We start from the raw sequence: 25,510 nt of genomic DNA, 5'->3' as shown, positions 1-25,510 counted from the left end.
GTGCAATCCAAGGGGAGGGGAGACTATGCTGAAGCAGCACCATGTGATCAAAGTACTGCTGGCTGCCGTCGGCGGCGCTGCCTGCGGCATCTTTCTGTCAACCATTATTGCCGCTCTTGGTTATCTGATCCATGACCGGCCGGCCGGAACGCCCTATCTTCCGCTGATCATGGCTGCGTTGTTTGCGGGGATCGCCGCGTTGACGTCCGATTATAAGGGAGGAAAACCACATGACAAGCATCCATCCTAACCCATCACAAGATAAAATTTCGGGGGGCAGACGGATTTCCCGAGGCATCTTTACAGGGCTGTCCTGGATATTGGTCGCCTGCATCACGGTTCAGGTGTACATTGCGGGTTCAGCCGTGTTCCAGAATCCGTCGAATTGGAAAATGCACGAGAACTTCGTTCATATCTTTGAATTCGTGCCGCTTCTGATGATTGTTTTTGCGAATACGGGCAAATGTTTCAAGGGCAGCGCCTGGCTGAGCCTGGGGATGTTTGCCTTGATCTACCTGCAATACATGACAGCTCATGTACCTGCATTGGGTGCTATACATCCGGTGATGGCCCTCGTGCTCATCCTGCTGTCGCTGTACACCGCGCTGCGAAGCATACGGCGGCAGTAATAGGGGGTTATTCCCCGAACAGTTGTGAGGGGACCGGTGCCCGGGTATACTTTGAAATAAATGAAGATCTTACGTTTTCAAAGAAAGGGCTGTAGCAGTGACCTTACAACAGTTAAAATACGTCATCGAAGTCGCCAACCGCGGGTCCATGAATGAAGCGGCCAAACGGCTGTTTATTTCGCAGCCAAGCCTGTCGAACGCGATCAAGGATCTGGAGGAAGAGCTGAACATTACGATTTTTGAACGGACAAACAAAGGGATCACCCTGTCCAAGGAAGGCGCCGAATTTCTCGGCTATGCCCGGCAGGTGACCGAGCAGGCGGAGCTGCTGGAGAGCCGTTATATGAACGCCAAGCCGTCGCCGCAGCATTTTTCCGTATCGACACAGCACTATGCGTTTGCCGTCAATGCGTTCGTGCATTTGGTCAACGAGTACGGGCAGGACGAATACGAACTGGCGCTGAGAGAAACGAAGACCCATGAAATCATCCAGGATGTCAAAAGCCAGCGGAGCGAAATCGGCATTCTGTATCTCAATGAATTCAACAGCAAAGTCATCAACCGGCTGCTGAAGGACGCCAATTTGAAATTCACGAGCCTGTTTACGGCCCGGCCTCATATTTTTATCAGCATCCATAACCCCCTCGCCAAGCAGTCCATCGTGACGATCGACCAGCTGCAGGATTATCCCTACCTGTCGTTTGAGCAGGGGGAGTACAACTCCTTTCACTTCTCCGAGGAAATTCTGAGCACGCTGACGCATCCGAAAAGCATCCGGGTCAACGACCGCGCCACACTGTTTAACCTGCTGATCGGACTGAACGGCTATACGATCTCAACCGGTGTTCTCAGCGCCGACCTGAACGGGAACGAGATCATTCCTGTGCCGCTCGATTGCGACGAGACGATCAATGTGGGCTGGATCTGCCATCAGAATGCGGCGTTGTCCAAGCTGGCGCTGGAGTATATCGAAGCGCTGCACCAGGCGATTTCCGATTGATCCGTAATGTTGAAAAGTAAGGATGAATTGAAGCGACGTTGTTACAGGTATGAGTTCTTGCAGCCGCCACTGCCGCTCTATGCGGTGGGGGTGGTTTTTTCTAACGCATAAGTTGGATGTCCCATCACATATATTGTCCAGTGACGGATGGTTATCGATGGGAGGGATAGGCCTGCAATGAACGAAGAGGCGCTCTTTGAGCACAGGTTTTGGCTGCAAATTTTGGGGGATCATGCCCGTTTTATCTACAACGCTCTGGCTTCCAAGGAAGTCAAGGACGTACAGACGGCGGCTTCGTTCGTCCAATGGTTCGACCGGCTGCTGGGACAGGCGCGCTCGTTTCCTGAGGGACAGCCGCTGACGGAGCTGAACGAACAGGCGAATCAGGCGGTGCATGAACTGCGGGCGTTTAAGCTGGATCTTCTCGACCGGGTGCTGCTGCGCAAGGTGGTCATCGGGTTATCGCCGACGTTTATCAATCATATGGTGAACGAGCTGGAGGAATATGAGCGCATTCTCGCCGAGCTGCTGAAGGGAAATCCGGTTCCCCGCTATCACCCGCTCCATCACGATCTGCTGTGGCTGCCTGACGCCGCTTTTCACTCGGCATCGATCGCTTCGGATCTGGACGGGGTTGAGCGGAGGCTGATCCAAAGGAGCAAGGAGTTCGAGCGGCATTTCAACGAATTTTATTTAAAGGCGCTTGAGCTTGTGGGATATTTGCGTACGCTGCGGACGACATATCCGGCGGTAAAAAAGTTCCACAGCGACGTAGATCTGGAAATGTCGGCGTTTATGAACTTTCTGCTGGAAGTCGAGGAGCTGGACATCAGCGCCGAGCTGCTGAGCAGGCTAAACAGGCTGGTGCCGGACCATATGTTCCGGGAAGAATGCTATTATTTGCAGAAGCTGTCCCAATTCGGCGAGGTGCCGCGGCCTGATTGCGACCCGGCTAAGCCAAGGGTGGAGTAGCGCCCCAAGGGATTGAAAATAAACCTGCTTCAGAATGCCTCTTTGCTCCTCGGGGATGTCCCGGGCGGCGGGAGGTTTTTTACTCATGGTAACCAACCGGCTTGCTGCAGACAGCGATGGATAATATCAAATAAATCCAGTTTATTTGCGCTGCAGTCCATTGAGTTCGACCGGGCGATGCGTGATAATGAGGGCACAAGATCACTACCAAACGAAAAGAGGTTGATGTATTCGTGCGTAAAATCAAGGTTGGAGTCATCGGTACCGGCATGATCAGCACCGTATATTTGAAAAATTTGACCGGCATGCTTGACCACATCGTCGAGGTCAAAGCCGTAGCGGATATGGTTCCGGAGCTCGCACAGAAAAAAGCGGAAGAGTTCGGCGTTCCGAACGTGTACACCGTGGAGGAGCTGCTGGCCGATCCGGAAATTGAAATCGTTCTCAATTTGACTGCCCCCGCCGCGCACGCCCCGCTGAACCTGCGCGTGCTTCAGGCCGGGAAGCATGTGTACACGGAAAAGCCGTTTGCCCTCAACCGCGAGGATGCCGATGAAGTGCTGGCTCTGGCCGAGTCCAAGAACCTGCTTGTCGGCTGTGCGCCGGACACCTTCCTCGGCGCCGGCATCCAGACCTGCGTCAAGCTGATCAATGACGGATGGATCGGCACGCCTTACGGTGCGAGCGCTACGATCATCATGGGGAACGCCGCGGGCGGCATGCATCCGAACTTCCGCAACTTCCTGAAGCTGGGCGGCGATCCGATCATGGATATGGGACCTTACTATTTGACGGCGCTGATTGCGCTGCTCGGACCCGTTCAAAGGGTAACGGGATCCGCCCGCCAGCTGCAGCAGGAGGTCGTGGTGGCCAATCCGAAGTCGCCGGCATTCGGCCAGACGGTGCCGGTGGAAGCGCCGACGAACGTATCGGCGGTGCTCGACTTCCACAGCGGTGCGGTGGCAACCCTTCAGGCAGCCAAGGAGGCGTTCGGGTATTCTCCACGGCTGGAAGTGTACGGCACGGAAGGAATTCTGTACGTTCCGGATCCGAACTTCTTCGGAGGCGCCGTATCCATCCAGTTCCCGAACGGGCAAACGAAGGAAATACCGCATTCCCATCCATATGCCGAGGAAGGACGCGGCATGGGCGTGGCCGATATGGCTTACGCGATCCAGTCGGGCCGGCCGAACCGGGCAAGCGGCAAGCTGGCGCGCCATGTGCTGGACATCTCGCTCGGCATCTTCGAAGCGTCTGAGCAGGGACGACACATTCACCTGGAATCCACGGTGGAACGTCCGGCTCCGCTGCCGCTCGGCCTGAAATACAACATGCTGGATCTGTAAACACCGCACGGAGAACCTGTCCCATTTCAAACCAAGAGAGGATGCATAGATCATGACCAAATTTCCCGTCGCCGTACAGCCTTATACGGTTCGCGAACTATTAAGCAAGGATTATATAGGCACGCTGGAGAAAATCGCCGCCATCGGCTATCAGGGCATTGAGCTCGGACGCCCGCCGGAAGGCATCACCGTGGCGGAGCAGAAGGCGCTGCTGGATCGGATCGGCCTTAAGGTCATCGGTACCCATGCCGGATTCGATACGTTTGACTTCAATCCGGACGATATCGCGGATTATCTCGAGGAGGTGGACGGCGGTAAATTCGTGGCGCTGTCCCTGCGTTTTGCGTCCAGGGACGAGGTGCTGGCCAAGGCCGCCAAGCTGAACGAAGCGGGCGAGAAGTTCCGCCGGCGCGGGGTTCAGCTGCTGTACCATAACCATGACTGGGAGTTCGCCAAATTTGACGGCGAATACGCACTCGATATTTTGCTCCGCGAAACTGACCCTTCCTTGGTTCAGATGGAGCTGGACACATATTGGGTCAAACGGGGCGGCGAAGATCCGGTGTCGTACCTTGGCAAGCTTCAGAACCGGTGCCCGCTGCTCCATATCAAAGACGTGGAAGCCGGCGAGGAGCAGTTTTTCGCTGAAATCGGGGAGGGCATTCTCGATTTTAAGGCCATCGCCCAAACGGCACGGGAAGTAGGAACCGGCTGGCTCGTCGTCGAACAGGATCAGAGCCGGCGCGATCCGCTGGAGAGCCTGGCGATCAGCTACCGCAATTTGCAGGGGCTCGGACTGATTTAATGATTTGCCGTCTCGGAACGAACATAATTGCCTGAAAAGGAAACGAAGTTAAGACTCCACTTCGTGGGGATGAGGAAGGGAACTGCCATGAATACAACGGAAAGCCAATCCGGCCGGGCAGCCTTGCATCTTGTGCACCTGCCGCGGATTCATATCGTCGGGGACATTGTCAAGAAGCCCGGCACCTCCCTCGGCCCGCGGCGGATTCACGATTACGAGCTGCTGTATTTTCCGGATGGAACGCGCAGCGTATACAGGGTGGAGGGGGAGGCATTCATCCTGCAGGAACCGAGCTTTATCGTGACCAGGCCGGGCGAATATCACGCCTATGAATATGACCCGCAGCAGCCTGCGCGGCATCTGTTCATTCATTTCGGATTTCCGGAAGGTGTCGGGACGGAAGCGGTGCTTCCGCTCCTGGCGCCCGGCGGCCCGAGCTGCATTCCGCTGGACGAGGAGCTTCCGGTCGGCATGATGAAGCAAATCATGCATATTGCCCATGCCCACACGGACCGGATGCAGAGCCGCGGAAGCTCGCTTCTATGGTCGCTGCTGACGGAAATCAGCGGCCACCTCTACGACGAGCCGCTGACGACACCGGCCAACCGGATTCCTCCCCAAATCGTCAAGGCGCTCGATTATATCGACAAGCATTTGGGGGAGGCCATTTCGGTCGAAATGCTGGCGAGGCGAATCGGCTGGTCGCACGAGCATTTCTCGAGGTCTTTTGTGCAGTATATGGGCCGCACGCCACGCGATGCGATCATTCAAAGGCGGATCGAGCGCGCCTGCCAGCTTCTGCTGTACGAGGAGCACAGCATCAAGGAGGTCGCCTTTGCGGTCGGGTTCTCGGATGAAAATTACTTCAGCAGGGTGTTCAAGGCCGTGAAGGGGCTCACCGCCAGCCAGTACCGCAAAAAGTATTACAATCCCATGTACCGGGATTTGGTTCCGGTCAAGGAGTCGGAATCGCTGTATCCGGTCAACCGGATTCTGTATAACATCGGGGCCGGCGAAGGTTAAACATTGGCCTGGCTATATAGGAGAGTGATGCGAATGAAGGAGAAGGTGAGGGCAGCGGTGATCGGTTACGGGTTCGCCGCCAGGACGTTTCACTGCCCGGTCATCACGGCCGTACCGGAGCTGGAGCTGGCGATGATCGTCCAGCGCAGCGGCAATTCGTGCTTGCAGGCCTACCCGTCCGTTCAGGCCGTACAGGACGTCCGGGAGGCTTATGAGGATCCGGACATCGACTTGATCGTCATTACGACGCCGAGCACGGCGCACTATTCGTTTGTCAAGGACGCCCTGCTGGCCGGCAAGCATGTCGTCGTGGAAAAGCCATTCACGGCGACGACGGAGGAAGCGGACGAACTGATTGCGCTGGCCCAAGGCAAAGGGCTGGTGCTCAGCGTGTTCCATAACCGCCGGTGGGACGGCGATTACCTGACGCTGCAGGAGGTCGTCCGCCGCGGCCTGGTCGGCCGGATCACTGAAGCGGAATTCCGCTGGGACCGGTTCAGCCCGAATGCCGATCCCAGCCGCTGGCGGGATGCGGGAGCTGAAGGGTCGGGGACGTTCTACGACCTGGGCGTCCACCTGATCGACCAGGCGCTGACGCTGTTCGGGCTTCCTGACAGCGTGCAGGCGGAGGTGCGGACGCAGCGGGAGCGGACGCTGGCCCCGGATTATTTTGACGTATCGCTGGGGTATCCGGATGGGCTGAAGGTGTCGGTTAAATCGACCCTGCTGGCCCGGGATCCGGCTCCGAGATACCGGTTATACGGGACGGAGGGTTCTTTTGTGAAGTACGGAGAAGACCCTCAGGAAAATCTGCTTAAGGCCGGGAGGCTGCCGGGATCACCCGGATGGGGCGAAGAGCCGCAGGAGATGTGGGGAAGCCTCGTGGCGAGCCGGGATGGCCTGCAGTTTACGGGGCGTCTGAAGACGATTCCGGGATGTTACGACGCCTATTACCGCAATGTTGCGGAGGCCATCCATGGTGTGTCGGAGCTTGGCGTAAAGCCCGAGCAGGCCCGGATGGCGATCCGTGTCATCGAGCTGGGTATGCAGAGTCATGCCGAACAGAGAAGGGTGCCATTTACCCCTTAATTACTTATGGAAAGAAGGAGATCAGGCTTGTTTCCTTTCAAATTGTCATTGAATACATCTACACTGCTGCCTTACGGACTGGGCGTCAAAGAGCAGGTCCGCGTGGCGGCGGAAGCAGGCTATGAGGGCATCGAGCTGTGGGTACGGGATATTGAAGCTTACCTTGCGGAGGGCGGCAGTCTGCAGGAGCTTAGACGGTATATCGAAGATCATGGACTGAAGGTGGCGAACGCCATCGCCTTCTGGACTTGGGCCGACCGTGATCCCGAAGCGAGACAGCGCGGCTTCGATCAAGCGGAGAAGGAAATGGAGATGCTGGCGGAGCTGGGCTGTCTCGCGGCTGCGGCGCCCCCCTTCGGACAGGTTGCCCACGTCACGCTGGACGAATTTGCCGCTTCCTTTGCCAAGCTGGCCGAGTTGGCCCGCAGGATCGGCATAGAGCCCTATCTTGAATTCTGGGGAAAAGCGGCCCGGCTGAACTGTCTGAAGGATGCGATCTACGTAGCTCAAGCCAGCGGGGTGGCGGACGCCAAAATTCTCATCGATCCGTTCCATATGTACACCGGCGGAAGCGAGCTTCAGGACCTGAAAGGCTTGTCCGGGAACCGGATCGGCATCGTCCATGTGAACGATTATCCGGCGGCGCCGTCCCGCTCTGAGATCCAGGACGCCCACCGGGTATTTCCGGGAGACGGCAGCGCTCCTTCCGGAGCGCTCGCCAGAACGCTGGCGGATGCGGGATATGAGGGCTACCTGTCGCTGGAGCTGTTTATGGACAGCTACGGCGGGTTGACCGCCCTGGAGACCGCGAAGCTTGGCATCGCCAAGATCCGGGAGGCTTACGGCCTGTAATGTCCAGATCCATCGCGGGAGACAACCCCGTAAGCAAGCTGTCGCTGCTTGCGATTACGTGGCCGATTTTTGTGGAATCGGCCCTTCAAATGTTTCTCAGGACATCGGACACGTTCATGCTGAGCAAGGTGTCCGACGGCGCGGTTGCGGCGGTCGGTGTCGCGAACCAGATCATCATGTTTGCGGTGCTGATGTTCAATTTCGTGGCGCTCGGCTCCGCGGTGGTCATCTCGCAGTATTTGGGTGCCCGCAGACAGCATGAGATCGGCCGGCTGGCCGGGTCCTCGCTGGCGCTGAACTTCCTGTTCGGCCTGGTCGTGAGCGTCGTCGTCATGATGCTCAGCGGGCCTCTGCTGCGGATATTCGACCTCGACCCTTCCCTGTTCGGGCAGGCAAAGAAGTATTTGCTCATCGCCGGGGGCGCCCTGGTCATTCAGGCGCTGCTGACCGCCGTCACGGCCATGATCCAGTCTCACGGATTAACCCGGCAGACGATGGTCGTTACGATCGGCATGAACGTGCTGAATATTATCGGCAATTACCTGTTTATTTACGGTCCGGGAGGCTTTCCGAAGCTGGGCGTCGTCGGGGTGGCGATATCCACCGCCTTTGCCCAGTGCGTCGGGCTGGCCGTCAATCTGGTCCTGCTCCGCAAGGCGGCGGGCGTCTACATCCGCTGGAACGACCTGTTCGTGTGGAGCCGTGAGCATATCGGGAAGGTCCTTCGCGTCGGGGTGCCGTCTTCGGCCGTGTCCTTGTCGTACTCCGCCAACCAGTTTGTGACCACGGCTTTCATTTCGTCGCTTGGGGCCAGTGTACTGGCAACGAAAATTTATACGCAGAACATCATGTTCTTCGTCATGATTCTGGCCGTCTCGCTGGGCCGGGGCGGGCAGATTATCGTCGGGCAGCTGGTCGGCGCGGGTCAGAGGGAAGAGGCCTACAAGCAGGTGATCCGGAATTTGATCCGGAGCGAGCTGATCACGCTGGCGGCCGTCGGCGTGCTGACGCTGTTCCGGCAGCCGCTGATGAAGCTGTTCACGACCGACCCGGACATTATTGCGATGGGCGCGGCCTTGCTGCTTCTGAGCTTTCTGCTGGAGCCGGGGCGCAACTTCAACGTCATTCTGGAAAGGTCGCTGCAGGCCGCCGGAGACGCCCGGTCCGCCATGTTCGTGTCCATCACGGTGACCTGGCTCTTCAGCGTGCCGCTGACGTATCTGCTCGGCATCCATTGGGGATACGGCCTGTACGGCATCTGGGCGGCGTTTATCGCCGACGAATGGCTGCGGGGCATCCTGCTCTGGGTTCGCTGGAGGAGCAAGGCCTGGCAGCGAAAAGCGCTGGTGCAGCTTCGCAGCGAGGAGCAGGCGCTGTAGCCGCCTCGAACCGGCTGCGCTGGCAGCATAAAGAACCGCCACTCGGGGATTATCCGGAGTGGCGGTTTTTTGTGCTGGCACCGAACAGGGACAAGTATGCCGAGGAGCGGCGGATCAAGGCGGGGGTATCTGTCGGGAACTCCGGGCCGAGCAGCGGGAGGCGGTCTACGGGAGCTTTCTCCAGATCTTCCGTTTCCAGGGCAGCCGTCAGGCCGGAGATCGCAAGCGACGTTCCTCCCCCGATGCGCAGCGATGCTGCGCCTCCTTTGGCGTAAGCCGTACGATTCAGCTGAAGAGGGACGGCATCAAGAGGCCTTCCCATATCATCTACTGTTGTGCGCGTGTCAAGATGTTCCAGGCGTGATCTGACATCAAGCAGCGCCATCAGCGCGAGCGGGTATTGATTGTGGTCCGGCAGCTTCAAAATGTGCATGGCCGTCGCGGTGATGGCCTCTTCCAGCGTTAGGCCGCAAAGATAACGCAGGCAGCAGCCCCACTGTACCAGGTCGAAGGCTTGCTTGCCTGAGCACAGCAGGCCCTCGGCAAGCCCTTCCTCTCCCGAGTAAGGCAGCTTTAAAAGGCCGATCCGGCAATTGTCCAGCCAGCCCAGGCTGTGGTGCCGGCAGCTGGGCAGATCGATTTCAAACAGTTCGATGGTGGAAATCAAAGCCCGGTTCATCGTGACATCCTCCTATACTGTGATTTCATGGATGCGCCCTGCCGTCTTTTTCCGGATCGTCACGGCCAGTAGGGTCCATACATGTGTCCGCTTGGTAAACTATCCGCATCATACGTCCAAGGGAGTTCTCTTGGCAAGAAGACGCGGCGGATTTTTCGGATCAAAACCAGCATCTTTCCGGCGCAATGACCAAAACTCCGGCAAAAAGCAGCTTTTTTTCAGCCTAGCGGCTTCAGCCATATTCGGGCATTTTTGCCTGCTAAATAGGCGGCTTCAGCCATTTGGATGGTTTCCCGCCTTCAGTTAGCCAGCAAAGCTAAGGAAAGCGGTAGGAAAGGCCGTAAAACAATGATTCTAACGGATTAGGACCCGTTTTCCCATCAGATCCCCAAATAAAGCTGGGAATCGTAACGTTTCCCTGCTTTACAGTTCGCCGTCCCAGGCGTATATTCATTTCATCATCCAATAGAGTAAGATTTGCGACTTAATGAACGCTGAATTTTCCGATGAAAAGCGGGGGAACCAATCGCAGTCCTCGTCCCACAAATCTTTATGCTGGGGCTTGCGGCTTGCAGGGGTGAATCGGAGGCAGGATACCGCCTGTTTCCGTAGGGCTACTCTCACGGCCCGAATCCGTCAGCTAACCTCGTAAGCGTAGTTGAGAGCGGAGGAAACTGTGATTTGACGCATAAACACAGGGTATCTGCTCTGTGTTTTTCTGTGCGCTCATTTTGAAGGATGAGTCGTGTACATTGAATATGTCTATTTCGCTGAATTTCCGCCGGAATGGCGGAGAGCGGGGGAACCGGTCGTGTCTGCAGCATCCGCTGCGGCCATATGGGGTGAATCTCGAAAGTATAGAGTAGGGCTACTCTTTGGCCCGAATCCGTCAGCTAACCACGCAAGCGTATTAAGAGAGGCAGCTGTTATTCATGCAGATGGCAAGGCTTATTCGGCCTTGGATTTGGAAGCATGGAAGAGTGTCCTCTTTCGGTGCTTCTTTTTTTGTTGTTTAAACAAGGAGAAGCATCGATTCCCAGGCGGGCGGCGCCCGCGATTGCGCACACAACAGAGAAAACAGGTTATTTGGGAGAGAGGAGAACATGAAGTGCCCCAGATACAAGTAAACGGAACTACGTTATATTATGAAATTCACGGCAGCGGCACGCCCATCGTGTTCATTCACGGGCATTTGTCGTCCCATCATATGTTTGAGCCACAGGTCGAATATTTCAGCAAACGGGCAAAGGTGATCGTACTGGACCTCCGGGGTTACGGCAATTCGGGAAAGCTTGACGTGGAGGTCGGGCACATTATGGAAACCCAATGCAGCGATCTGTGCGAGCTGCTCAATAAGCTGCAAATTTCGCAGGCGACGCTGGTCGGCTGTTCCAGCGGAAGCGTGCTGGCCCAGACGTTTGCCGCCCTTCATCCGGACCGGGTCAGCGCTTTGGTGCTCGTAGACAGCTATTTCGCCGGGTGTTTCGGGAAAAAGAACCATTTGCTGAATATTTGCGAGGCGTGCAGCTGGCTGTCTTATTATTTGCCTGCGGAGTTTTTCCTCCGGTCGCTTCGCGTGACGTATAACCGGTGGAGACCGGTCTACAGCATCCTGCGCAAGGAGCTGTACCACAAGCGGCCGACAGAGTCGATCAAGCAGCGCATGGAGCTGCTGCGTATGGAGATGCCCGCCAATTTGGCGCGGCTCCCGATGCCTGTGCTGTGCGTTGCAGGCAGCCAAAGCGAGTGGTTCGTCAAACAAATGCAGCGGGCGGTCACCCTGTTCCGGCATGTGCAGCTGGCAACGATTGAGGATGCGATCTATCCGACCCATTTATGCCAGCCCCATGCCTTCAACCGGATGCTGCTGAACTTTTTGATGGACCAGCATATTTACCGCACCCGGGAAGCCTATGGAGGATAGCCGTATATCGATAAAATACGTTATGGGAATCTGGGCTGCGGTGTGCAGCCTTTTTTTAGATCGGTGTAAGGGCTTGTGCCATTGACAGGCGGGATATAATAGAGGGATATTTGCATGGCACAAGAAGGAGGAAACGTTGTGGCAACCATCGAAGATTTGATGAAGCTGGATATCCGCATCGGAACGGTGATCAAGGCGGAGCCTTTTCCGGAGGCACGCAAGCCGGCGATCAAGCTGAGCATTGATTTCGGGGAGCTTGGGGTGAAGCGTTCCTCGGCCCAGATTACGAGAAGGTATACGCCCGAGCAGCTGGTCGGTCGCCAGGTGGCCGCCGTCGTTAATTTTCCCGTGCGGCGGATTGCCGGATATGAATCCGAGGTGCTGGTTCTCGGCGGAGTTCCGGAAGAGGGCGACGTGGTGCTGTTGGCCCCTGATGTGCCTGTCGTCAACGGCACGCCCATAGCTTGAACATTTTACAAAACGAAAGGATGGATACCGATGATTCTGCGCCCAACGAAGGAAGACTACAACGAAGGTTTCGCCAAGTATGTCTCTCTCGTACCTGAGGGGAACCTCGTGGAGATTCTGCACGGGTCTTTGAACCGGACGACCGCGTTTTATTCTGCACTGACGGAAGAAAAGGGGAACTACCGCTATGCGCCAGGCAAATGGAGCTTGAAAGAGGTGCTCGGCCATATCACGGATAATGAGCGCATCATGAGCTACAGGCTGCTCCGCATCGCCAGGGGGGACACCACGCCTTTGACCGGCTATGACGAGGAGGTGCTGATGGAAGGCGCTGACTTCGACCGTTTCTCTATCGCCGAGCTTCTCGAGGATTTTGCCGCCGTTCGCCGCTCTCACGCTGACGCTGCTGCGGAGCATTCCGGACGAGGCCTGGACCCGCAGAGGGATCGTGAACGGTTATGAATCCACCGCCGGCGCTTGGGCGTATATCCTGACCGGGCATGAAATCCACCATTATAACGTGATCCAGGAAAGATACATATAACCTTCTGCGGACCGTCAAAATTTGACCGATTGCAGCCATGCTGAGCGCACCCGGCCCTCACTATGATTTGAGGCGCTCCTCGGCAAGGTGAATAAAAGCCTGCGCGGCATGGCCCAAATATTTATCCGCCCGGTAAATGATGCTCATTTCCCTGTAAGGCGGATCATCATGGATGGGGAGGAACCGCAACATCGGATCGCCGATGGCTTCGACGAGCGTAAGCGTCTGAACGGTAACCCCCATGTTCTCCCTGACAAAGCGGAAGAGCGAAGGATTGGACGTCGTTTCCACGACGATGTCCAGGTCAAACCCATGCTTCCGGCAGTATTGCTCGACGAGTTCCCTTCCCCAGAACCCTTTAGGATACATAATGATCGGCAGGTCGTTCAGTTCAGTCAGGGAGACCGACTCCCTGCCGGCCAGCTCGTGTTCGGCACATACCACCACACCGTACTCCTCCCGGGGCAGGGACCGGACCACCAGCCGGTTGTCGTAAAGCGGCTTGAGCGAGATGCCGATATCGATTTCCGTACTAAGGACGAGGTCCGCCACATCGACGGCCGAGACGATCTTGAGCCGGACGTTCGGATACCGGTTGCGGAAATCGATGAACATCGGGGTCAGGCGGAAATCGAGCTCGGAAGGCAGCACTCCGACGCCGAGCGTACCGCCCTGGTGATGGCGAAGTTCACCGATCTCCAGCTTGGCGTTCCGCAAATTTTGAAATATCCCCCTTGCATGCTTAAGCAGGACCGAGCCCGCATCGGTTACCGCGATCCGTTTGCCGATCCGGTCAAACAGAGGCATCCCGACCTCCTCCTCCAGCGCCTTGATCTGCAGGCTTAAATTCGGCTGGGAGATGCCGAGCTTATCTGCGGCCCTCGTAAAATGCAGCTCCTCGCAAACGGCCACAAAATACTCCAGTTGTCTCAGTTCCAAATCAATTCCTCCTGTTCTTGAACGGTAGATCGGCGGGCGACGAAGTGGCAGCATACCTGAGATTGCGTGAAAACATGGATTTATCATTTGTATAACAAATTATTATTATAATTTCAATATAATTGATAAATGATCCCTCTCCCATTAAGATGTGATCAAATCGATTTGAGGGAGAGAGATTCATGAGAAAACCTTCACTGTTCATGATGGCTGTCGCCTTCATTTTGGCGTCTTTAAATTTGCGGCCCGCGATGAATTCCATCTCGCCCATGCTGCAAGCCATCCAGCGGGATTTGGGTATGAGCGCACTGTCGGCAAGTCTGCTTACGTCCATTCCGGTGCTGTGCATGGGAATATTTCCGGCTTTTGCGGTCAAGCTGGGCCAGCGTGCCGGGCTGGAGCGCGTCATCGGCTGGTCGATTGCGGTCATCGGTGCCGGAACGGTGCTGAGATGGTTCACCGGGTCGTCAGTGTATCTGCTTCTGACTACCGTGCTGGCCGGGCTCGGGATTGCTGCGGCAGGACCGCTGCTGTCCGGGTTCATTAAGCAGCATTTTCCCGCCAAGGTACCCGTCATGATTTCACTCTATACCGTATCCATGGCGGTCGGAGCCGCGCTCGCATCGGGATTGTCCCTGCCTTTGTCGGTCCGGGCCCATTCGTGGCAGGAATCGCTGGCGCTATGGGCTATCCTGGCTGCCGTCGCCCTGCCGGTATGGTGGTGGTCGGTTGTCCGCCATACCCGGCGGCCCGCTGGAGAAGCGCGCTCGAACCGGCCGGCCGGACTTCCCTGGAACAGCGCCAAAGCATGGATTCTCACGTTGTCCTTCGGCCTGCTGGCCGTTCTGTTCTTTTCCGTCACAGCTTGGCTGCCGCCGGTCGTGGAACATATGGGATACGGGAAAGCTTATGCGGCGAACATGCTCGTCCTGTTTTCCTTGACGCAGATCCCCGTCGGTCTCCTGTTTCCGCACCTGCTCCGGCGTCTGCCTTCCCGCCGCTTCTGGCTGGCGCTGGGCGCGCTGTCGATGGCCGCCGGCTTCCTGATGCTCTGGATGTCCGTGGCGCCTTGGCTGGCGGCGATTTTGATCGGCATCGGCCCGGGTGTGCTGTTCCCGGTCAATCTGATGATGCCGATCGAAGCGGTAAGCGATGCACAGCAGGCGACGTCCTGGTCGGCCATGACCCAATCGGTCGGATACGTGATCGGCGCGATGGGACCGATGCTTCTGGGCGTAATCCACGACGCTGCCGGCAGCTATACGCTGCTCATCCCGGTGCTGCTTGCCGTCACGGTGGCCATGGCCGGGGTTCAGCAGCTGGCCGCGAAGCCTAAAGCGGCGAAGGTGCTGAACAAGCCGCGGGAAAAGGAAAAGGCCCTTCCCTTGGCAGAGTAAGGAAAGGGCCGTCGATGACGCGAGCATCAGTCTGACGGTTGGCAGTCAAGATCGGACGCGGTTTAGCAGAGAACCTCGACCGTAAACCCGCCGGGCGCTTCGACGTAGAATGTATACCCGTGCGCATGCTGCGGAGGCTTGACGTCGTAGCCATCCTCCAGCAGTCTTTGGTTGATGCGGTCGACCTGCTCCTCGGTTGGCTGGGGAAAACCGACGTGGAACGTTTTGGGATACTGCACCTCACGGCCCTTCATCAGCGTTAGCACAAACCCGTCATCATCGAAAAGCACCGCGAAGTTGTCGCCGCGGGCCGCCCGGCAGTCCAGGCCGAAATAAGTTTCCAAAAAGGCCCGGGATGCCGCCACATCGGTCACCGTTAAATTCAAATGATTGATTTTCATCATTACCGCCGTCCTTTCAAAATGAGATGACTTTTTGGCTTACCCCATTATTATATGACCTTTATGCAAGTGATAAGGTTCCGGTATAATGGGGGTCAAAAGAGGTGGCGTTCACGATGTAGACCCGTCACCTGGCAGGAGGCTTCGGTATGGATATTCAGCTTCAAAAAGTGACAAGGGGAAATTGGGAGGAAGCCATTTCCCTTCGAGTTGCGGAGGAACAGGCCGGATTTACTCCGCCGGTCGCCGTTTCGCTGGCAAAAATATACGTAAAACCCGATGGGGACAGCGTCGATTATATCCCCTTCGCCATATATGATGGGCCCCAAATGGTTGGGTTTATGATGCACGCATGTGAAGAAAACACGGCGGATATGTACTGGATCAACGGCTTTTTGATTGATGAGCGCTACCAAGGACGAGGGTATGGCCGGGCCGCTTTGACGGAGATGATCCGGTGGATCGTAAGCCGGTGGGATCGCTGCCGGGAAATCCGCCTGACTGTCCATGGGGACAACAGAATTGCCAAGCGTCTGTATGAGTCGGCAGGCTTCACGCCAACCGGGGCGGTATACGGGGAAGAGGAGGTCTGGAGGCTGCCGGTCGCTAAGGGTTGATTCTCCTGTCTGAATTTCTTAAGGACTGCAAAGAGCTGCAAGGGGATTGACGGGCCTGTTGGCGCTCAGATCTCTTGCGGTGGCCTGAAGTCTGTAATATAATGGGGGAAATTTCGTAATTGATGGAGGTTGGAACGATGATGATGATGACCGTTTTCTTGACCATTCATTCAGTGAACTAAACTGAATAGCATGCCGGAAGCATAAGGTATCCAAGCCCGATAGGGGCTGGGTATATTTGATATGCAGCTTCCGGGGATGCAGTGAATGGCCATGAAACGGAATTCCTTAATCACGTTCTTATGCAGGCAGCCTAGTGCAGTCTGTGCCTTTTTGCATAGAAGACGCGAATGGACTTTTTGTTCATTCGCGTTTTTTTTGTTTCCAGGGCTCAAATGCCAGGCACCTGAACCGGCACGGGAGCCAAAGCCGCGCTTTGCGGGCTTCATTCTATGCTTACCATCCATGACGAGGTGATCGATATATGCCACACTACTTTGTTACCGTACTGCCAGGACTGGAAGAAATTCTCGCCGACGAGATGCGGGTTAAAATTTCCGGTGTATGTATCCGGGACAAGGCCAGGGGTAAGGTTTATTTTGACTCTGACCTGCCAGTAGAGCACTTCCTGGCGCTGCGGACCGCCGACAATCTGTATCGTTTCATCCACCGGTTCCCGGTGGGTCCCCATAAATTGCATTTGCACGATATCGAAAAAGAAATCTCCCGTTTGGATTTATCCATGATCCTCCCAGCCTCTTCTGGAACTGGAATGCTCAGCTTCAAGGTCAATGCCAGCCGATCGGGGAACCATACCTACAGCAGGTTCGAAGCGGCAGAGGCTGCGGAATGGGGAATCATGCGGCGAAACCGGCATTTTAGACAAGATCACAGCGGCGGTCATCAGCTTGAGTTTCGGCTCGATCTGGTTCAGGAAGAGGCTGTCTTTGCCGTCAGGATGACGGATGCGGCGTTCAGGTATAGGGGAAAGACGCGGGAATTTACGCCGGCCGCCCTGCGGCCGACTGTTGCGCACGCGCTCGTGTGGGTGGCCCGTCCGGAGATTGACGACATCTTCGTTGACCCCTGCTGCGGATCAGGAACCGTGCTGTCCGAGCGCTGTGCGTATCCGCATGCCCTTATTCACGGCGGAGACCTCTCCGCGGAGGCCGTCGCAGCTGCCCGTGCCAACGTGGGCCACATTTCCAGTGTGCACGTTAAGCCATGGGATGCGCAGCGCCTGCCGCTGGATTCGGGATATGCCGGCAAAGTGGTGACCAATCTTCCTTTTGGAAAGCAGATTTCGTCCATAGCATGCCTTCCCGCATTGTATGAGGGAGTGCTTAGTGAGATGAAGCGGGTGCTGAAACCGGGAGGGCGTATGGTCTGCTTAACCGATGCGGAGGCTCCTCTTCAGGCAGCTGCCGAGAAAGCCCATCTCCGTTTGACCAATGTAGCCGACCTCCGGTTGAAGGGACTGCATCCGTCCATTTATTTGCTGGAAAAAGATTAGTCCGGCCCTGCCGCACGGCTAAAACGCGTTTCGGGCAATATGCAGCGGAATGCAGCATACCGGCATTTTACGCCGCGTTACACCGGGCTGCTGCGGATCAGCTCGACCAGGTTGGCGGCCGCCGGAGACAGAGGCTCATCCTTGCGGGTGCAGATGGCGATGACGTTCGTCAAACGGACGTCGTCTACATAGACCCGGCACAGCTCTCCCCGCGCCACATATTCGCGTACGACCAGCGAGGAGACAAAGTTCGCGCCATATCCGGCAATGACGGCGGTGATCGCCTCGTGCAGACCGTTAAACTGCAGCGATACTTTGGGGGCCGGGGCATTGTAGGTGCGGCATAGCGCGAACAGCCGCTCCCGCGTGGAGCTGCCTTCCTCGCGCATGACAAACGGCTCGCTCATCATTTCGGCAAGCGACAGGTGGCGGTTCGCAAACTTATGATTCGGCGCGACGACGAACCACAGCTCGTCCTGGAACAGCTCCTCGGTCTGAATCGTGTCCGGATATTCTTCCGGCAGCCCGCCATAAATGGCCAGGTCGGCTTCGACGCTCAGCAGCTGCCGGAGCGCCCCGCTGGAGTTGGTCGTGGTGATGCTCATCTCGACCTGCTCGTACTGCTGCTTGAACTTTGCCAGCCAGGTCGGGAGGAGAAAGTGCGCAGGCAGATAAGTCGCCGCCAGACGGATGTGGCCGGCCGTTCCCTGCTCGTAATCCCGCGCCAGCTGCTCGATTTGCTGCTCGACGGCGAACAGCCTCTTGGCGAGCGCAGCTATTTTTTCCCCCGCATCGGTCAGCCGGATGCCCCTTCCTTGCGGTTCGAGCAGGATCAGGGACAGCTCCTTCTCGAATTTCTTGATCTGGGCGGTAATCGCAGGCTGGCTGATCTTCAGCAGCTCGGATGCCCGGGTCACGCTCCCGGTGGAAGCAATCACATGAAATAAGCGCAGGGCGTGCAGGTTCAAGGCGTATCATCTCCTCATCTATTCATATCTTTAATATATGAAAATCGGCGAAAGATATATTATTCATATCATTATAGTCGATCTACAATAGAACCAGAAGCGCTTCTAACTTAAAGAAGATAGTACGAAATGTTAAGGAGTGATGGGGAATGAATCAGGTATGGGAACAAGTAGATGAGTATATTGTCGACCGGCTGTGCCCGAATGACCGCATTTTGGACGAAGTGATCGTGGCCAACCGGAAGGCGGACCTCCCGGAAATCGACGTGACGGCGAATCAGGGGAAGTTTCTGCAGCTGCTCGTGCAGATCAAAGGGGCGAAACGGATCCTGGAAATCGGGACGCTGGGGGCCTACAGCACGATATGGATGGCCAGAGGCTTGGCGGAAGGCGGGCGGATCATCACACTGGAGCTGAGTCCGCATCATGCCGAAGTCGCCAAGGCGAACATTGCCCGGGCGGGGCTGGAGCAGACGATCGAGGTGCGCACCGGGGATGCGCTTGAGCAGCTGGCCCAAATGGAGAAAGAGGCGGTGGAGCCGTTCGACCTCATTTTTATCGATGCGGATAAGCCGAATAATCCGAACTATCTCCGCTGGGCGCTGCATTTTTCCCGGCCGGGAACGGTCATTGTCGGGGACAACGTCATCCGCAACGGGGAAATTGTCGATCGGCACAGCACCGACCCGCGGGTGCAGGGTGTCCGAACGTTCTATGATATGCTCAGCGGGCATCCGAACATTTCAGCCACGGCCCTGCAGACAGTGGGGAGCAAGGGGTACGACGGGTTTATGATCGGCATTGTGAAATAGGTCTTACTTATTCCACGATATCGGGTCTTTGTATGGTCCGTGGAAGGAAATTTCGAGCAGTTTGGACGCCATGGTGACGGCGGAATATTTATAATTGCTGCGAACCCACCAAACGATGCTTTCCAAATAAGCGCCGGTTGTATAGGAAATGACGAAGGACATCTCCATGCGGAGCCCTTCTTCGGACGTTTGGGATACGCGAATGCCGTCTTCTACGTAATGCCGGATCATGTTTTTTACTTCCTGAATGAATAAGTCGTCCGGTTTATACACCAGCATGACTTCATAGGCAAGCTGGTTTTGAATGATATGCTCAAACAGAGCGACCATGTTTTCCGGCAGGTCCTCGGATCGCAGCTCGTCAATCCTCTTGGGATGGGTAATGGTCAAGGACTGCCTTAAATCGTTTAAAATCGCATTGTGCAGGTCGACGCGCAATTCCAGAATATCTTTATACAATTTGTAAAACGTAGGCCGCGTCACATGAGCTTCCTGGCAGATGCGCTGAATGTTGATGCTTTTTTCGTTTTCCTTCAGCATCAGCGACAAGTAAGCCCGTTGTATTTTTTTCATCGAATGCACTTGCCTTGGATCTTTTCTTTCCACGCACATCACACCTATCTTTTGGTAACTCTATACTAGCATAAAAACATCCATCGACATAAATTCAAGACAGCCAGATTACATGTACCGATGGTCTATCTATCGATATAAGGATGCCGAGTTTTCAAAAAGGGACTGCCTCAAAGGTTCGAACCATTTGAGAAGCAGTCCCTTTTTTATGGGATAGAAAAACGCTCCCGGCTTACAGCGCCGTCCAGCCGCCATCAATGACGAGTTCCGCACCCGTCATAAATCTGGACTCGTCACTGGCCAGGAATACGACGCCATAAGCGACGTCTTCCGGCTCGCCCATGTAAGGAAGCTGGGTGTGCGCCTCATAGTAAGGCATGGCGGATGCCATCGAAGGAGCGGTCATCGGCGTAACGATGATGCCGGGATGTACGGAGTTGACGCGGATTCGATCCTTGCCGTACTCGACGGCAGCGGACTTCGACAACGCGCGCAGCGCCCCTTTGGCAGCGGTATAAGGGCTTGACCCCGCCATGCCCACAATGCCGCCGATGGATGAAATATTAATAACCGATCCGCCGCCGGCCTTTTTCATTTCAGGGATACAGTATTTCATGCCAAGCACGCAGCCGTTCAGATTGATATCCATAACCTTGTTCCATTCGTCCATGTCCATATCGGCCATCGTTTTGGGGCTGGCGACACCGGCATTATTCACCAAAACGTCCACTTTGCCGTAGAGCTCAACCGTTTTTGCCACGATCGCCTTCCATTCCTCTTCCGAGGTTACGTTCTGCCTCAGCGCCACCGCTTCGCCGCCGTTTGCTGTGATTTCGGCAACCATTTCATTCAGCTTCTCTCCGTTTAAGTCGGTTGCAACGACCTTTGCGCCTTCTTTGGCAAATAACTTCGCTTCCGCCGCCCCCATTCCGTTGGCTGCTCCGGTGATGATCGCCACTTTGCCTTGTAATCTCATATTTGATTGCCTCCCCCATATAAAGTGTAAACGAATCCTTTTTATCAAATTTTGTTTACATCGTGTAAAATAGTTCATACAATTAATATCACACTTTCATGACGAATGCAATGGCGCTACTAGCGGGGCTCATTCCATCGAACTAGGTCCAGAGGGTTGCAGAGGACCTTGATCGGTGAACGGAAAACCGTCCATACGACACAGGGATTTATGAGATTAGGGGGATACCCAGCCGGATGATTTGAACCCATAATTAGAGCAGATTGAAATATTATGGAATTTAATCAGACAAGACGTGAGGGGTGCGCATATGTCCAGGTTTTTGCTGCGATTTACAAGCATGATGTTGGTTTTGTTGATTGTGATGCCAGGGGGAAAGGCGGGGGTGGCCCGCGCTGAAAGCGACAGCCAGACGCATATTGAATGGTCGCGGGAATACGGGAGCTGGTCCGCCGGTGAAGGCGTTCTTCCTACGTCGGACGGCGGGTACCTGGCTTTGGGAAGTTATACGGAAGTCGTGCCTGCCGGAGAGTGGGACAATTATGAGCAAAAAGTTTATATCATGAAGCTCAGCCAAGAGGGAGAGGTGGAATGGGAGCAAAGAATGGCCTACGGCGGTTCGAGTACCAATGAAGCGCTGTCCGCGATAGAAACCCGGGACGGCGGGTATCTCGTGTACGGAACGTCCACCAATCAGGCCGGTGAGCCGTACAGCGAGATGTACCTGGCCAAACTGGATGCCGGAGGCGGGCTGCAGTGGGACCGGACCCAAGATGATCCATATATTTACAGCACTCCGAAGGCAGCGGTGGAGCTGGAGGACGGAAGCTTCGTCATCGGCGGCAAAGGCATCTCCAAGATGGGATACGAGTCCGCTTACGCGCTTAAGGTCGATGGGCAGGGACAGGAGCTGTGGTACAACAAATACCGTTACGCGGAGAGCCAGTATTTTGACGATATGATTCCAGCGGTAGACGGCGGACTGATCGCGGTAGGCGCGGTGAATTCACCGGAATACGAAGCTGGGGATCAGGACGCGCTGCTGATCGTCAAATTGAATGAGGATGGGCAGGAGGTCTGGTCTAAGCAAATCAGCGATCCCCACACGGATCGGGGCGCTTTTGCAGTAATTCCCGCAGGGGACGATGGTTATTTGATCGGCAGCCAGCGGCTGGTGGACCAGCAGCGCATCACGATTCTGACGAGGACGGATCTGAACGGGGAGCCGCAGTGGGAGAAAACGTTCAAGACGGAGGGCTCGGACTATGAGGTGTTTAACAACCTGATTCCCTTAGGCGACGGATACGCCCTGTTAGGGGGCCACTATTCGGGTACCCCCTTGGACCGGAAAATCCAGTACGATGTGCTGACTGTGGACAGGGACGGCAACCTTTTGAACCGCCACTTGTTCAAGGAGGCTGCTTTAGCCCGCTACGGCGCAGGGACTGCCGGACCGGACGGAGGCATCATCGTTCCCGGCACGGTCCTGCGGGAGGAAACGACGAAATTCCAGCTGATCAAGCTCAGCCCTTTTCAGGAGCAGGGACCTGCCGATGACCGTAAACCGACTAGCATCGTGTTCACCGGCAAGGAACTGAAGCTGAAAGAAGGGGAAAGTGTTCCTTCCGTGCTTGAGGCGGTATATGAGGATGGATCGCGCAGCGATCTGTCCACGGCGGCGGTGTACAGCACGGAAGATGCGTCCATTGCCGGGGCGGACCCTTCCGGGCGTGTAACCGGCGTCTCGAAGGGAAAAACCTATCTGCTTGCGGAATTCCAGGGCCTGACCGCTAGGATCAAGGTCCAGGTGCTGCCGGAGGACAGCGATGAATTCGATAAGGTCAAAGGGCGGCTTCAGCTGGATTCGGACGAGTATTCTTTGACTGCCGGTACGCAGATGGATATCCGTCTGACGCTTCTGGACTACAAGACCGGCAAGGAAAAGGACGTAACCAAGCAGGCTGCATTCCGCAGCGAAAACCCGGATATCGCCGATATCGATGCCGAAGGAAATCTGGTCGGGAAGCGGGCAGGGAATACGACGGTTTATGCTTTTTATAAGGGCAGCCACGTCATGGCAGACGTGCAGGTGATGCGTTCGGCCGGCTCGGAGCGTTAAGGAAAACCATAGGCCACGTCAGCGCATCAAAGGGGGAGCGGGAATTGCCCAGTCGCGCCCTCTCACGCATCACCCTTGGAGAGACAAAAAAGACGGATCAGCTGCAGCTGATCCGTCTTTTTGCGTCTATCGAACTTGATGGCTCTGGAACTTGGATGACTCTCGATCCTACTTCTATCGGACTCGACGTTTTACGATCCTGTGCCTTACGATCCTGTAGCCTTACACTCATATGGTTCTTTCGGGTCTTTATGCGCCTTGACGGCTCTCGACCTTTATGGAAGCCACGCACCCATTGGGTTGTAACCAAAATTCAGGCTTATACACCCGTTAAGCGTTCTGCGCAAACGCCTCGGCTGCGGTGCACAAATAGTAGGACAGGCCGGTTTGCTGGGACTCCAGCATGTTCCGGTGAAAGTCGTCCTGCAGGAAAAAGCGCGCCTGTACGGCAAATGTGTCCGGTTCCGCGTCATGTCCGTGCTTCTTCAAAGCCTCCAGATGCGATGCGATCAGCTGCCGAATCGGATCGTCATCGTACTTGACGCCATCTTTCAGCGCCTGCGCCATTCCGCTCATAAAACGCACCGCCTCCGCGGCCTGCTCGTTCATTTCGACCGGATCCACACGGTGTTCTTCCAACATGTCGTATCCGTAATTCTCCTGAATATGGCGGTTTTGCTCCGCCAGCGCTTCCTTCCATTCCTCCTCGCTTTGAAATCCTTGGAACATATCCTTCGTATCCATCGCTTTTCCCTCCCGTGTATGTTGAATGGACTCATCCAGCGTATGCACAAGCCGGTCGAGCCGGCTCATCCGGCTAAGGAGCAGTTCCCTTTGACCGGATAAAATCTCGGCTCTGCCCGGCTGATCCTCCAGCAGCTGCTTGATTTGCTCCAGCGAAAAATCGAGCTCTTTATAAAACAAAATGTGCTGCAGACGCTCCAGTTCTTCCATGCCGTATAACCGATATCCCGCCTCGGTCATCTCCCTCGGCATCAGGAGGCCGATCTTGTGGTAGTGGTGAAGCGTCTTGATGGTGACATTCGACAGTTCCGATACCTCTTTCACGGTGTACACCTGGTCATTTCCTCCTTTCGCGGTTAGTGTATAGCCTCCCCTAAGGTCAGAGTCAAGCAGGGAACCCGAAAAAAATGACTCATTGACTCTCCCCTTGGAGGAGGCTGCATCATGGAATCCATAACACGCACATGATGAAATCCAAGCCAGGAAGGGAGTCTAAGATATGTTCGCTTCGTTAAAACCGTTACGTCATCGATGGATTCGCATCGTCCTCATTTCCAATCTGCTGACGCAAACCGGTATTTGGGTCCGGAACTTCGCGGTGCTGCTCTATGTGGTTGACAAGACGGGCGGCGACGCCATCGCCGTCTCCATGATCTCGGTTGCCGAGTATGCTCCGATGTTGGTGTTTGCCTTGATCGGAGGCGTGTTCGCTGACCGGTGGCGGCCGCGCAGAACGCTGATCTGGTGCGACGCGCTCGCCGCCGCCTCCATTTGGATCGTCCTCGCGGCCATGAAATCGGGTGCCTGGGAAGCCGTATTGTTCCCGACCTTGATATCCGCCGTGCTGTCCCAATTGTCGCAGCCTTCAGGGATGAGGCTGTTTCAAGAACGGGCCGCAGCGGACTTGATCCAGCCGGCGATGTCCGTGCTGCAGACGATGTTTGCCGTGTTCATGGTGCTCGGTCCGGTTCTGGGGACATGGGTGTACCAAACCTTCGGCATCGGCGTTTCCATGGGCCTGGCAGGGACTGTATTTCTGCTGTCCGCCGCCGTGCTGGGACGGATTCCTGCGGATTCCAAGGCTGAAACAGGAGGAGGAAGAAAAGGGACCTCGGTATTCCGGGAGATGAGGGACGGTATCCGTTATGTCGCTTCAAACCGCGTACTGGGGCGGCTCAGTCTCTGTTTTGCGGCTGTGGGTCTCGGGATCGGCCTCATTTCGCCGCTAAGCGTCTTCATCTTGACCGACAAGCTCGGTCTTCCCGCCGATCACCTGAAATGGCTGTCCATTCCGTATGGCGCCGGTGAAATTGTCGGCGGGATCGCCGTGTTTGCGCTGGCCGGCCGCATGGCTCCCCAGACACTGCTGATGCTCGGCCTGATCGTCAATGCAGCCGGGATTGCGGTCACCGGATGGTCCGGCATGCTATGGCTCACGATGCTGGCCCAGTTCGTTATTGCCCTGCTGCAGCCCGCGATATTTATCGGGAACCAAACGCTCGTCATGCAGCATACGGAGCCCGAATACATCGGACGGGTGAGCGGAATCCGCACGCCACTTATGACGGGTGCCATGCTCGCGATGATGAGCCTGTCCGGCGTGCTCGCCAGCCGCTTGCCGCTGGGAATCATCTACGGCTTGGCCGGGTTGTGCCTGCTGCTCGGCCTGCTGACCGTGCTCCCGCTGTACCGGCAGCGGGAATCCGCCCCCGCCAGCCGCCCAGAGTAACGGATAGTGCCT

25 protein-coding genes, 1 pseudogene and 2 riboswitches are annotated in these 25,510 nt (G+C 56.0%); of the genes and pseudogenes, 19 read left to right on the top strand and 7 right to left on the bottom strand.

Annotation, left to right across the window (positions count from 1 at the left end; genetic code table 11):
* Positions 1–25: 25 nt before the first annotated feature.
* From FHS19_RS17920 to FHS19_RS17875, 10 genes are all read left to right on the top strand, one after another.
* Positions 26–250 carry a DUF5957 family protein gene (locus FHS19_RS17920; protein ID WP_183583231.1) on the top strand — a complete coding sequence of 75 codons (225 nt, stop codon included), beginning with the start codon at positions 26–28 and terminating at the stop codon, positions 248–250.
* On the top strand, positions 231–629 hold the full coding sequence (locus FHS19_RS17915; protein WP_183583230.1) for a DUF6220 domain-containing protein: 399 nt from the start codon (positions 231–233) through the stop codon (positions 627–629). Before FHS19_RS17920 ends, FHS19_RS17915 begins: the two co-directional genes overlap by 20 nt.
* A 97-nt stretch (positions 630–726) precedes the next feature.
* Positions 727–1,629 carry a LysR family transcriptional regulator gene (locus FHS19_RS17910; protein ID WP_076170320.1) on the top strand — a complete coding sequence of 301 codons (903 nt, stop codon included), beginning with the start codon at positions 727–729 and terminating at the stop codon, positions 1,627–1,629.
* Between the two features lie 177 nt (positions 1,630–1,806).
* Positions 1,807–2,601, top strand: a complete 795-nt coding sequence (locus FHS19_RS17905) for a DUF2935 domain-containing protein (RefSeq protein WP_183583229.1) — start codon at positions 1,807–1,809, stop codon at positions 2,599–2,601.
* Between the two features lie 233 nt (positions 2,602–2,834).
* Positions 2,835–3,947 carry a Gfo/Idh/MocA family protein gene (locus tag FHS19_RS17900; protein WP_183583228.1) on the top strand — a complete coding sequence of 371 codons (1,113 nt, stop codon included), beginning with the start codon at positions 2,835–2,837 and terminating at the stop codon, positions 3,945–3,947.
* Between the two features lie 52 nt (positions 3,948–3,999).
* A complete protein-coding gene (locus tag FHS19_RS17895) occupies positions 4,000–4,752 on the top strand; it encodes a sugar phosphate isomerase/epimerase family protein (protein WP_183583227.1) in 753 nt (250 codons plus the stop codon).
* Between the two features lie 87 nt (positions 4,753–4,839).
* On the top strand, positions 4,840–5,775 hold the full coding sequence (locus FHS19_RS17890) for an AraC family transcriptional regulator (RefSeq protein WP_183583226.1): 936 nt from the start codon (positions 4,840–4,842) through the stop codon (positions 5,773–5,775).
* Between the two features lie 33 nt (positions 5,776–5,808).
* Positions 5,809–6,864: an oxidoreductase gene (locus FHS19_RS17885; RefSeq protein WP_183583225.1), complete on the top strand. Its 1,056-nt coding sequence runs from the start codon at positions 5,809–5,811 to the stop codon at positions 6,862–6,864.
* 27 nt (positions 6,865–6,891) lie between these two features.
* Positions 6,892–7,716, top strand: coding sequence for a sugar phosphate isomerase/epimerase family protein (locus FHS19_RS17880; protein WP_183583224.1), 825 nt, complete (start codon positions 6,892–6,894; stop codon positions 7,714–7,716).
* Positions 7,716–9,095 (top strand): MATE family efflux transporter, encoded by a 1,380-nt coding sequence (locus FHS19_RS17875; protein WP_183583223.1) that lies wholly within the window; start codon positions 7,716–7,718, stop codon positions 9,093–9,095. The genes FHS19_RS17880 and FHS19_RS17875 overlap by 1 nt, the downstream gene beginning before the upstream one ends.
* 49 nt (positions 9,096–9,144) lie before the next feature.
* Here FHS19_RS17875 and FHS19_RS17870 read toward each other — a convergent pair whose 3' ends face one another.
* Positions 9,145–9,774, bottom strand: coding sequence for a hypothetical protein (locus tag FHS19_RS17870; RefSeq protein WP_183583222.1), 630 nt, complete (start codon positions 9,772–9,774; stop codon positions 9,145–9,147).
* A 482-nt stretch (positions 9,775–10,256) separates the two neighbouring features.
* Positions 10,257–10,444: riboswitch (cyclic di-AMP (ydaO/yuaA leader) on the top strand.
* Between the two features lie 88 nt (positions 10,445–10,532).
* Positions 10,533–10,698, top strand: a riboswitch (cyclic di-AMP (ydaO/yuaA leader).
* Between the two features lie 184 nt (positions 10,699–10,882).
* On the opposite strand from FHS19_RS17870, the gene FHS19_RS17865 reads away from it, so the two are divergent.
* The 3 genes and pseudogenes from FHS19_RS17865 to FHS19_RS17855 all read left to right on the top strand — a co-directional run bounded on the left by FHS19_RS17865 (position 10,883) and on the right by FHS19_RS17855 (position 12,710).
* The gene (locus FHS19_RS17865) at positions 10,883–11,698 is read left to right on the top strand and encodes an alpha/beta fold hydrolase (protein WP_183583221.1); all 816 of its coding nucleotides are present in this window, start codon (positions 10,883–10,885) and stop codon (positions 11,696–11,698) included.
* A gap of 138 nt (positions 11,699–11,836) precedes the next feature.
* On the top strand, positions 11,837–12,166 hold the full coding sequence (gene csaA, locus FHS19_RS17860; protein WP_183583220.1) for a chaperone CsaA: 330 nt from the start codon (positions 11,837–11,839) through the stop codon (positions 12,164–12,166).
* A gap of 30 nt (positions 12,167–12,196) precedes the next feature.
* A pseudogene (locus FHS19_RS17855) lies at positions 12,197–12,710 on the top strand (DinB family protein).
* A 60-nt stretch (positions 12,711–12,770) separates the two neighbouring features.
* Here FHS19_RS17855 and FHS19_RS17850 read toward each other — a convergent pair.
* Complete coding sequence (locus FHS19_RS17850) at positions 12,771–13,649, bottom strand: LysR family transcriptional regulator (RefSeq protein WP_183583219.1); 879 nt, start codon at positions 13,647–13,649, stop codon at positions 12,771–12,773.
* A 182-nt stretch (positions 13,650–13,831) separates the two neighbouring features.
* On the opposite strand from FHS19_RS17850, the gene FHS19_RS17845 reads away from it, so the two are divergent.
* Positions 13,832–15,046 carry an MFS transporter gene (locus FHS19_RS17845; protein WP_183583218.1) on the top strand — a complete coding sequence of 405 codons (1,215 nt, stop codon included), beginning with the start codon at positions 13,832–13,834 and terminating at the stop codon, positions 15,044–15,046.
* A 62-nt stretch (positions 15,047–15,108) separates the two neighbouring features.
* Here the strand turns inward: FHS19_RS17845 and FHS19_RS17840 are convergent, their stop codons facing one another.
* Positions 15,109–15,447 carry a VOC family protein gene (locus tag FHS19_RS17840; RefSeq protein WP_183583912.1) on the bottom strand — a complete coding sequence of 113 codons (339 nt, stop codon included), beginning with the start codon at positions 15,445–15,447 and terminating at the stop codon, positions 15,109–15,111.
* Positions 15,448–15,596: 149 nt separating this feature from the next.
* Between FHS19_RS17840 and FHS19_RS17835 the strand changes: the two genes are divergently transcribed.
* Together FHS19_RS17835 and FHS19_RS17830 are read left to right on the top strand one after the other, a co-directional pair.
* The gene (locus FHS19_RS17835) at positions 15,597–16,064 is read left to right on the top strand and encodes a GNAT family N-acetyltransferase (RefSeq protein WP_183583217.1); all 468 of its coding nucleotides are present in this window, start codon (positions 15,597–15,599) and stop codon (positions 16,062–16,064) included.
* Positions 16,065–16,548: 484 nt separating this feature from the next.
* Positions 16,549–17,577, top strand: coding sequence for a methyltransferase domain-containing protein (locus FHS19_RS17830; protein ID WP_183583216.1), 1,029 nt, complete (start codon positions 16,549–16,551; stop codon positions 17,575–17,577).
* Positions 17,578–17,654: 77 nt separating this feature from the next.
* Here the strand turns inward: FHS19_RS17830 and FHS19_RS17825 are convergent, their stop codons facing one another.
* Positions 17,655–18,545, bottom strand: a complete 891-nt coding sequence (locus tag FHS19_RS17825) for a LysR family transcriptional regulator (RefSeq protein WP_183583215.1) — start codon at positions 18,543–18,545, stop codon at positions 17,655–17,657.
* Between the two features lie 149 nt (positions 18,546–18,694).
* On the opposite strand from FHS19_RS17825, the gene FHS19_RS17820 reads away from it, so the two are divergent.
* Positions 18,695–19,357, top strand: a complete 663-nt coding sequence (locus FHS19_RS17820) for an O-methyltransferase (protein WP_183583214.1) — start codon at positions 18,695–18,697, stop codon at positions 19,355–19,357.
* A gap of 3 nt (positions 19,358–19,360) precedes the next feature.
* Here the strand turns inward: FHS19_RS17820 and FHS19_RS17815 are convergent, their stop codons facing one another.
* Positions 19,361–19,930, bottom strand: coding sequence for a TetR/AcrR family transcriptional regulator (locus FHS19_RS17815; RefSeq protein WP_183583213.1), 570 nt, complete (start codon positions 19,928–19,930; stop codon positions 19,361–19,363).
* Between the two features lie 232 nt (positions 19,931–20,162).
* Positions 20,163–20,906 (bottom strand): SDR family NAD(P)-dependent oxidoreductase, encoded by a 744-nt coding sequence (locus FHS19_RS17810; protein ID WP_183583212.1) that lies wholly within the window; start codon positions 20,904–20,906, stop codon positions 20,163–20,165.
* Between the two features lie 385 nt (positions 20,907–21,291).
* Here FHS19_RS17810 and FHS19_RS17805 point away from each other — a divergent pair, with 385 nt between their 5' ends.
* Entirely contained in the window at positions 21,292–23,025 is a 1,734-nt protein-coding gene (locus tag FHS19_RS17805; protein WP_183583211.1) for an Ig-like domain-containing protein, read from the top strand.
* A 330-nt stretch (positions 23,026–23,355) separates the two neighbouring features.
* Here the strand turns inward: FHS19_RS17805 and FHS19_RS17800 are convergent, their stop codons facing one another.
* Complete coding sequence (locus FHS19_RS17800) at positions 23,356–24,102, bottom strand: MerR family transcriptional regulator (protein WP_183583210.1); 747 nt, start codon at positions 24,100–24,102, stop codon at positions 23,356–23,358.
* A 166-nt stretch (positions 24,103–24,268) separates the two neighbouring features.
* Here FHS19_RS17800 and FHS19_RS17795 point away from each other — a divergent pair, with 166 nt between their 5' ends.
* Positions 24,269–25,498, top strand: coding sequence for an MFS transporter (locus tag FHS19_RS17795; protein ID WP_183583209.1), 1,230 nt, complete (start codon positions 24,269–24,271; stop codon positions 25,496–25,498).
* Positions 25,499–25,510: the final 12 nt, after the last annotated feature.

The organism is Paenibacillus rhizosphaerae (assembly GCF_014192015.1).
GTDB lineage: Bacteria > Bacillota > Bacilli > Paenibacillales > Paenibacillaceae > Paenibacillus_AQ > Paenibacillus_AQ rhizosphaerae.
The sequence above is the reverse complement of the archived record's forward strand: the minus strand, read 5'-3'. Positions and strand labels throughout refer to the sequence as shown.

What these genes read in the sequence shown, in the direction of transcription:
- FHS19_RS17920 (WP_183583231.1), top strand. Translation starts at nt 26, where the DNA reads ATGCTGAAGCAGCACCATGTGATCAAAGTACTGCTGGCTGCCGTCGGC.
- FHS19_RS17915 (WP_183583230.1), top strand. Translation starts at nt 231, where the DNA reads ATGACAAGCATCCATCCTAACCCATCACAAGATAAAATTTCGGGGGGC.
- FHS19_RS17905 (WP_183583229.1), top strand. Translation starts at nt 1,807, where the DNA reads ATGAACGAAGAGGCGCTCTTTGAGCACAGGTTTTGGCTGCAAATTTTG.
- FHS19_RS17895 (WP_183583227.1), top strand. Translation starts at nt 4,000, where the DNA reads ATGACCAAATTTCCCGTCGCCGTACAGCCTTATACGGTTCGCGAACTA.
- FHS19_RS17890 (WP_183583226.1), top strand. Translation starts at nt 4,840, where the DNA reads ATGAATACAACGGAAAGCCAATCCGGCCGGGCAGCCTTGCATCTTGTG.
- FHS19_RS17885 (WP_183583225.1), top strand. Translation starts at nt 5,809, where the DNA reads ATGAAGGAGAAGGTGAGGGCAGCGGTGATCGGTTACGGGTTCGCCGCC.
- FHS19_RS17875 (WP_183583223.1), top strand. Translation starts at nt 7,716, where the DNA reads ATGTCCAGATCCATCGCGGGAGACAACCCCGTAAGCAAGCTGTCGCTG.
- FHS19_RS17870 (WP_183583222.1), bottom strand. Translation starts at nt 9,774, where the DNA reads ATGAACCGGGCTTTGATTTCCACCATCGAACTGTTTGAAATCGATCTG.
- FHS19_RS17845 (WP_183583218.1), top strand. Translation starts at nt 13,832, where the DNA reads ATGAGAAAACCTTCACTGTTCATGATGGCTGTCGCCTTCATTTTGGCG.
- FHS19_RS17840 (WP_183583912.1), bottom strand. Translation starts at nt 15,447, where the DNA reads ATGAAAATCAATCATTTGAATTTAACGGTGACCGATGTGGCGGCATCC.
- FHS19_RS17835 (WP_183583217.1), top strand. Translation starts at nt 15,597, where the DNA reads ATGGATATTCAGCTTCAAAAAGTGACAAGGGGAAATTGGGAGGAAGCC.
- FHS19_RS17830 (WP_183583216.1), top strand. Translation starts at nt 16,549, where the DNA reads ATGCCACACTACTTTGTTACCGTACTGCCAGGACTGGAAGAAATTCTC.
- FHS19_RS17820 (WP_183583214.1), top strand. Translation starts at nt 18,695, where the DNA reads ATGAATCAGGTATGGGAACAAGTAGATGAGTATATTGTCGACCGGCTG.
- FHS19_RS17815 (WP_183583213.1), bottom strand. Translation starts at nt 19,930, where the DNA reads ATGAAAAAAATACAACGGGCTTACTTGTCGCTGATGCTGAAGGAAAAC.
- FHS19_RS17810 (WP_183583212.1), bottom strand. Translation starts at nt 20,906, where the DNA reads ATGAGATTACAAGGCAAAGTGGCGATCATCACCGGAGCAGCCAACGGA.
- FHS19_RS17795 (WP_183583209.1), top strand. Translation starts at nt 24,269, where the DNA reads ATGTTCGCTTCGTTAAAACCGTTACGTCATCGATGGATTCGCATCGTC.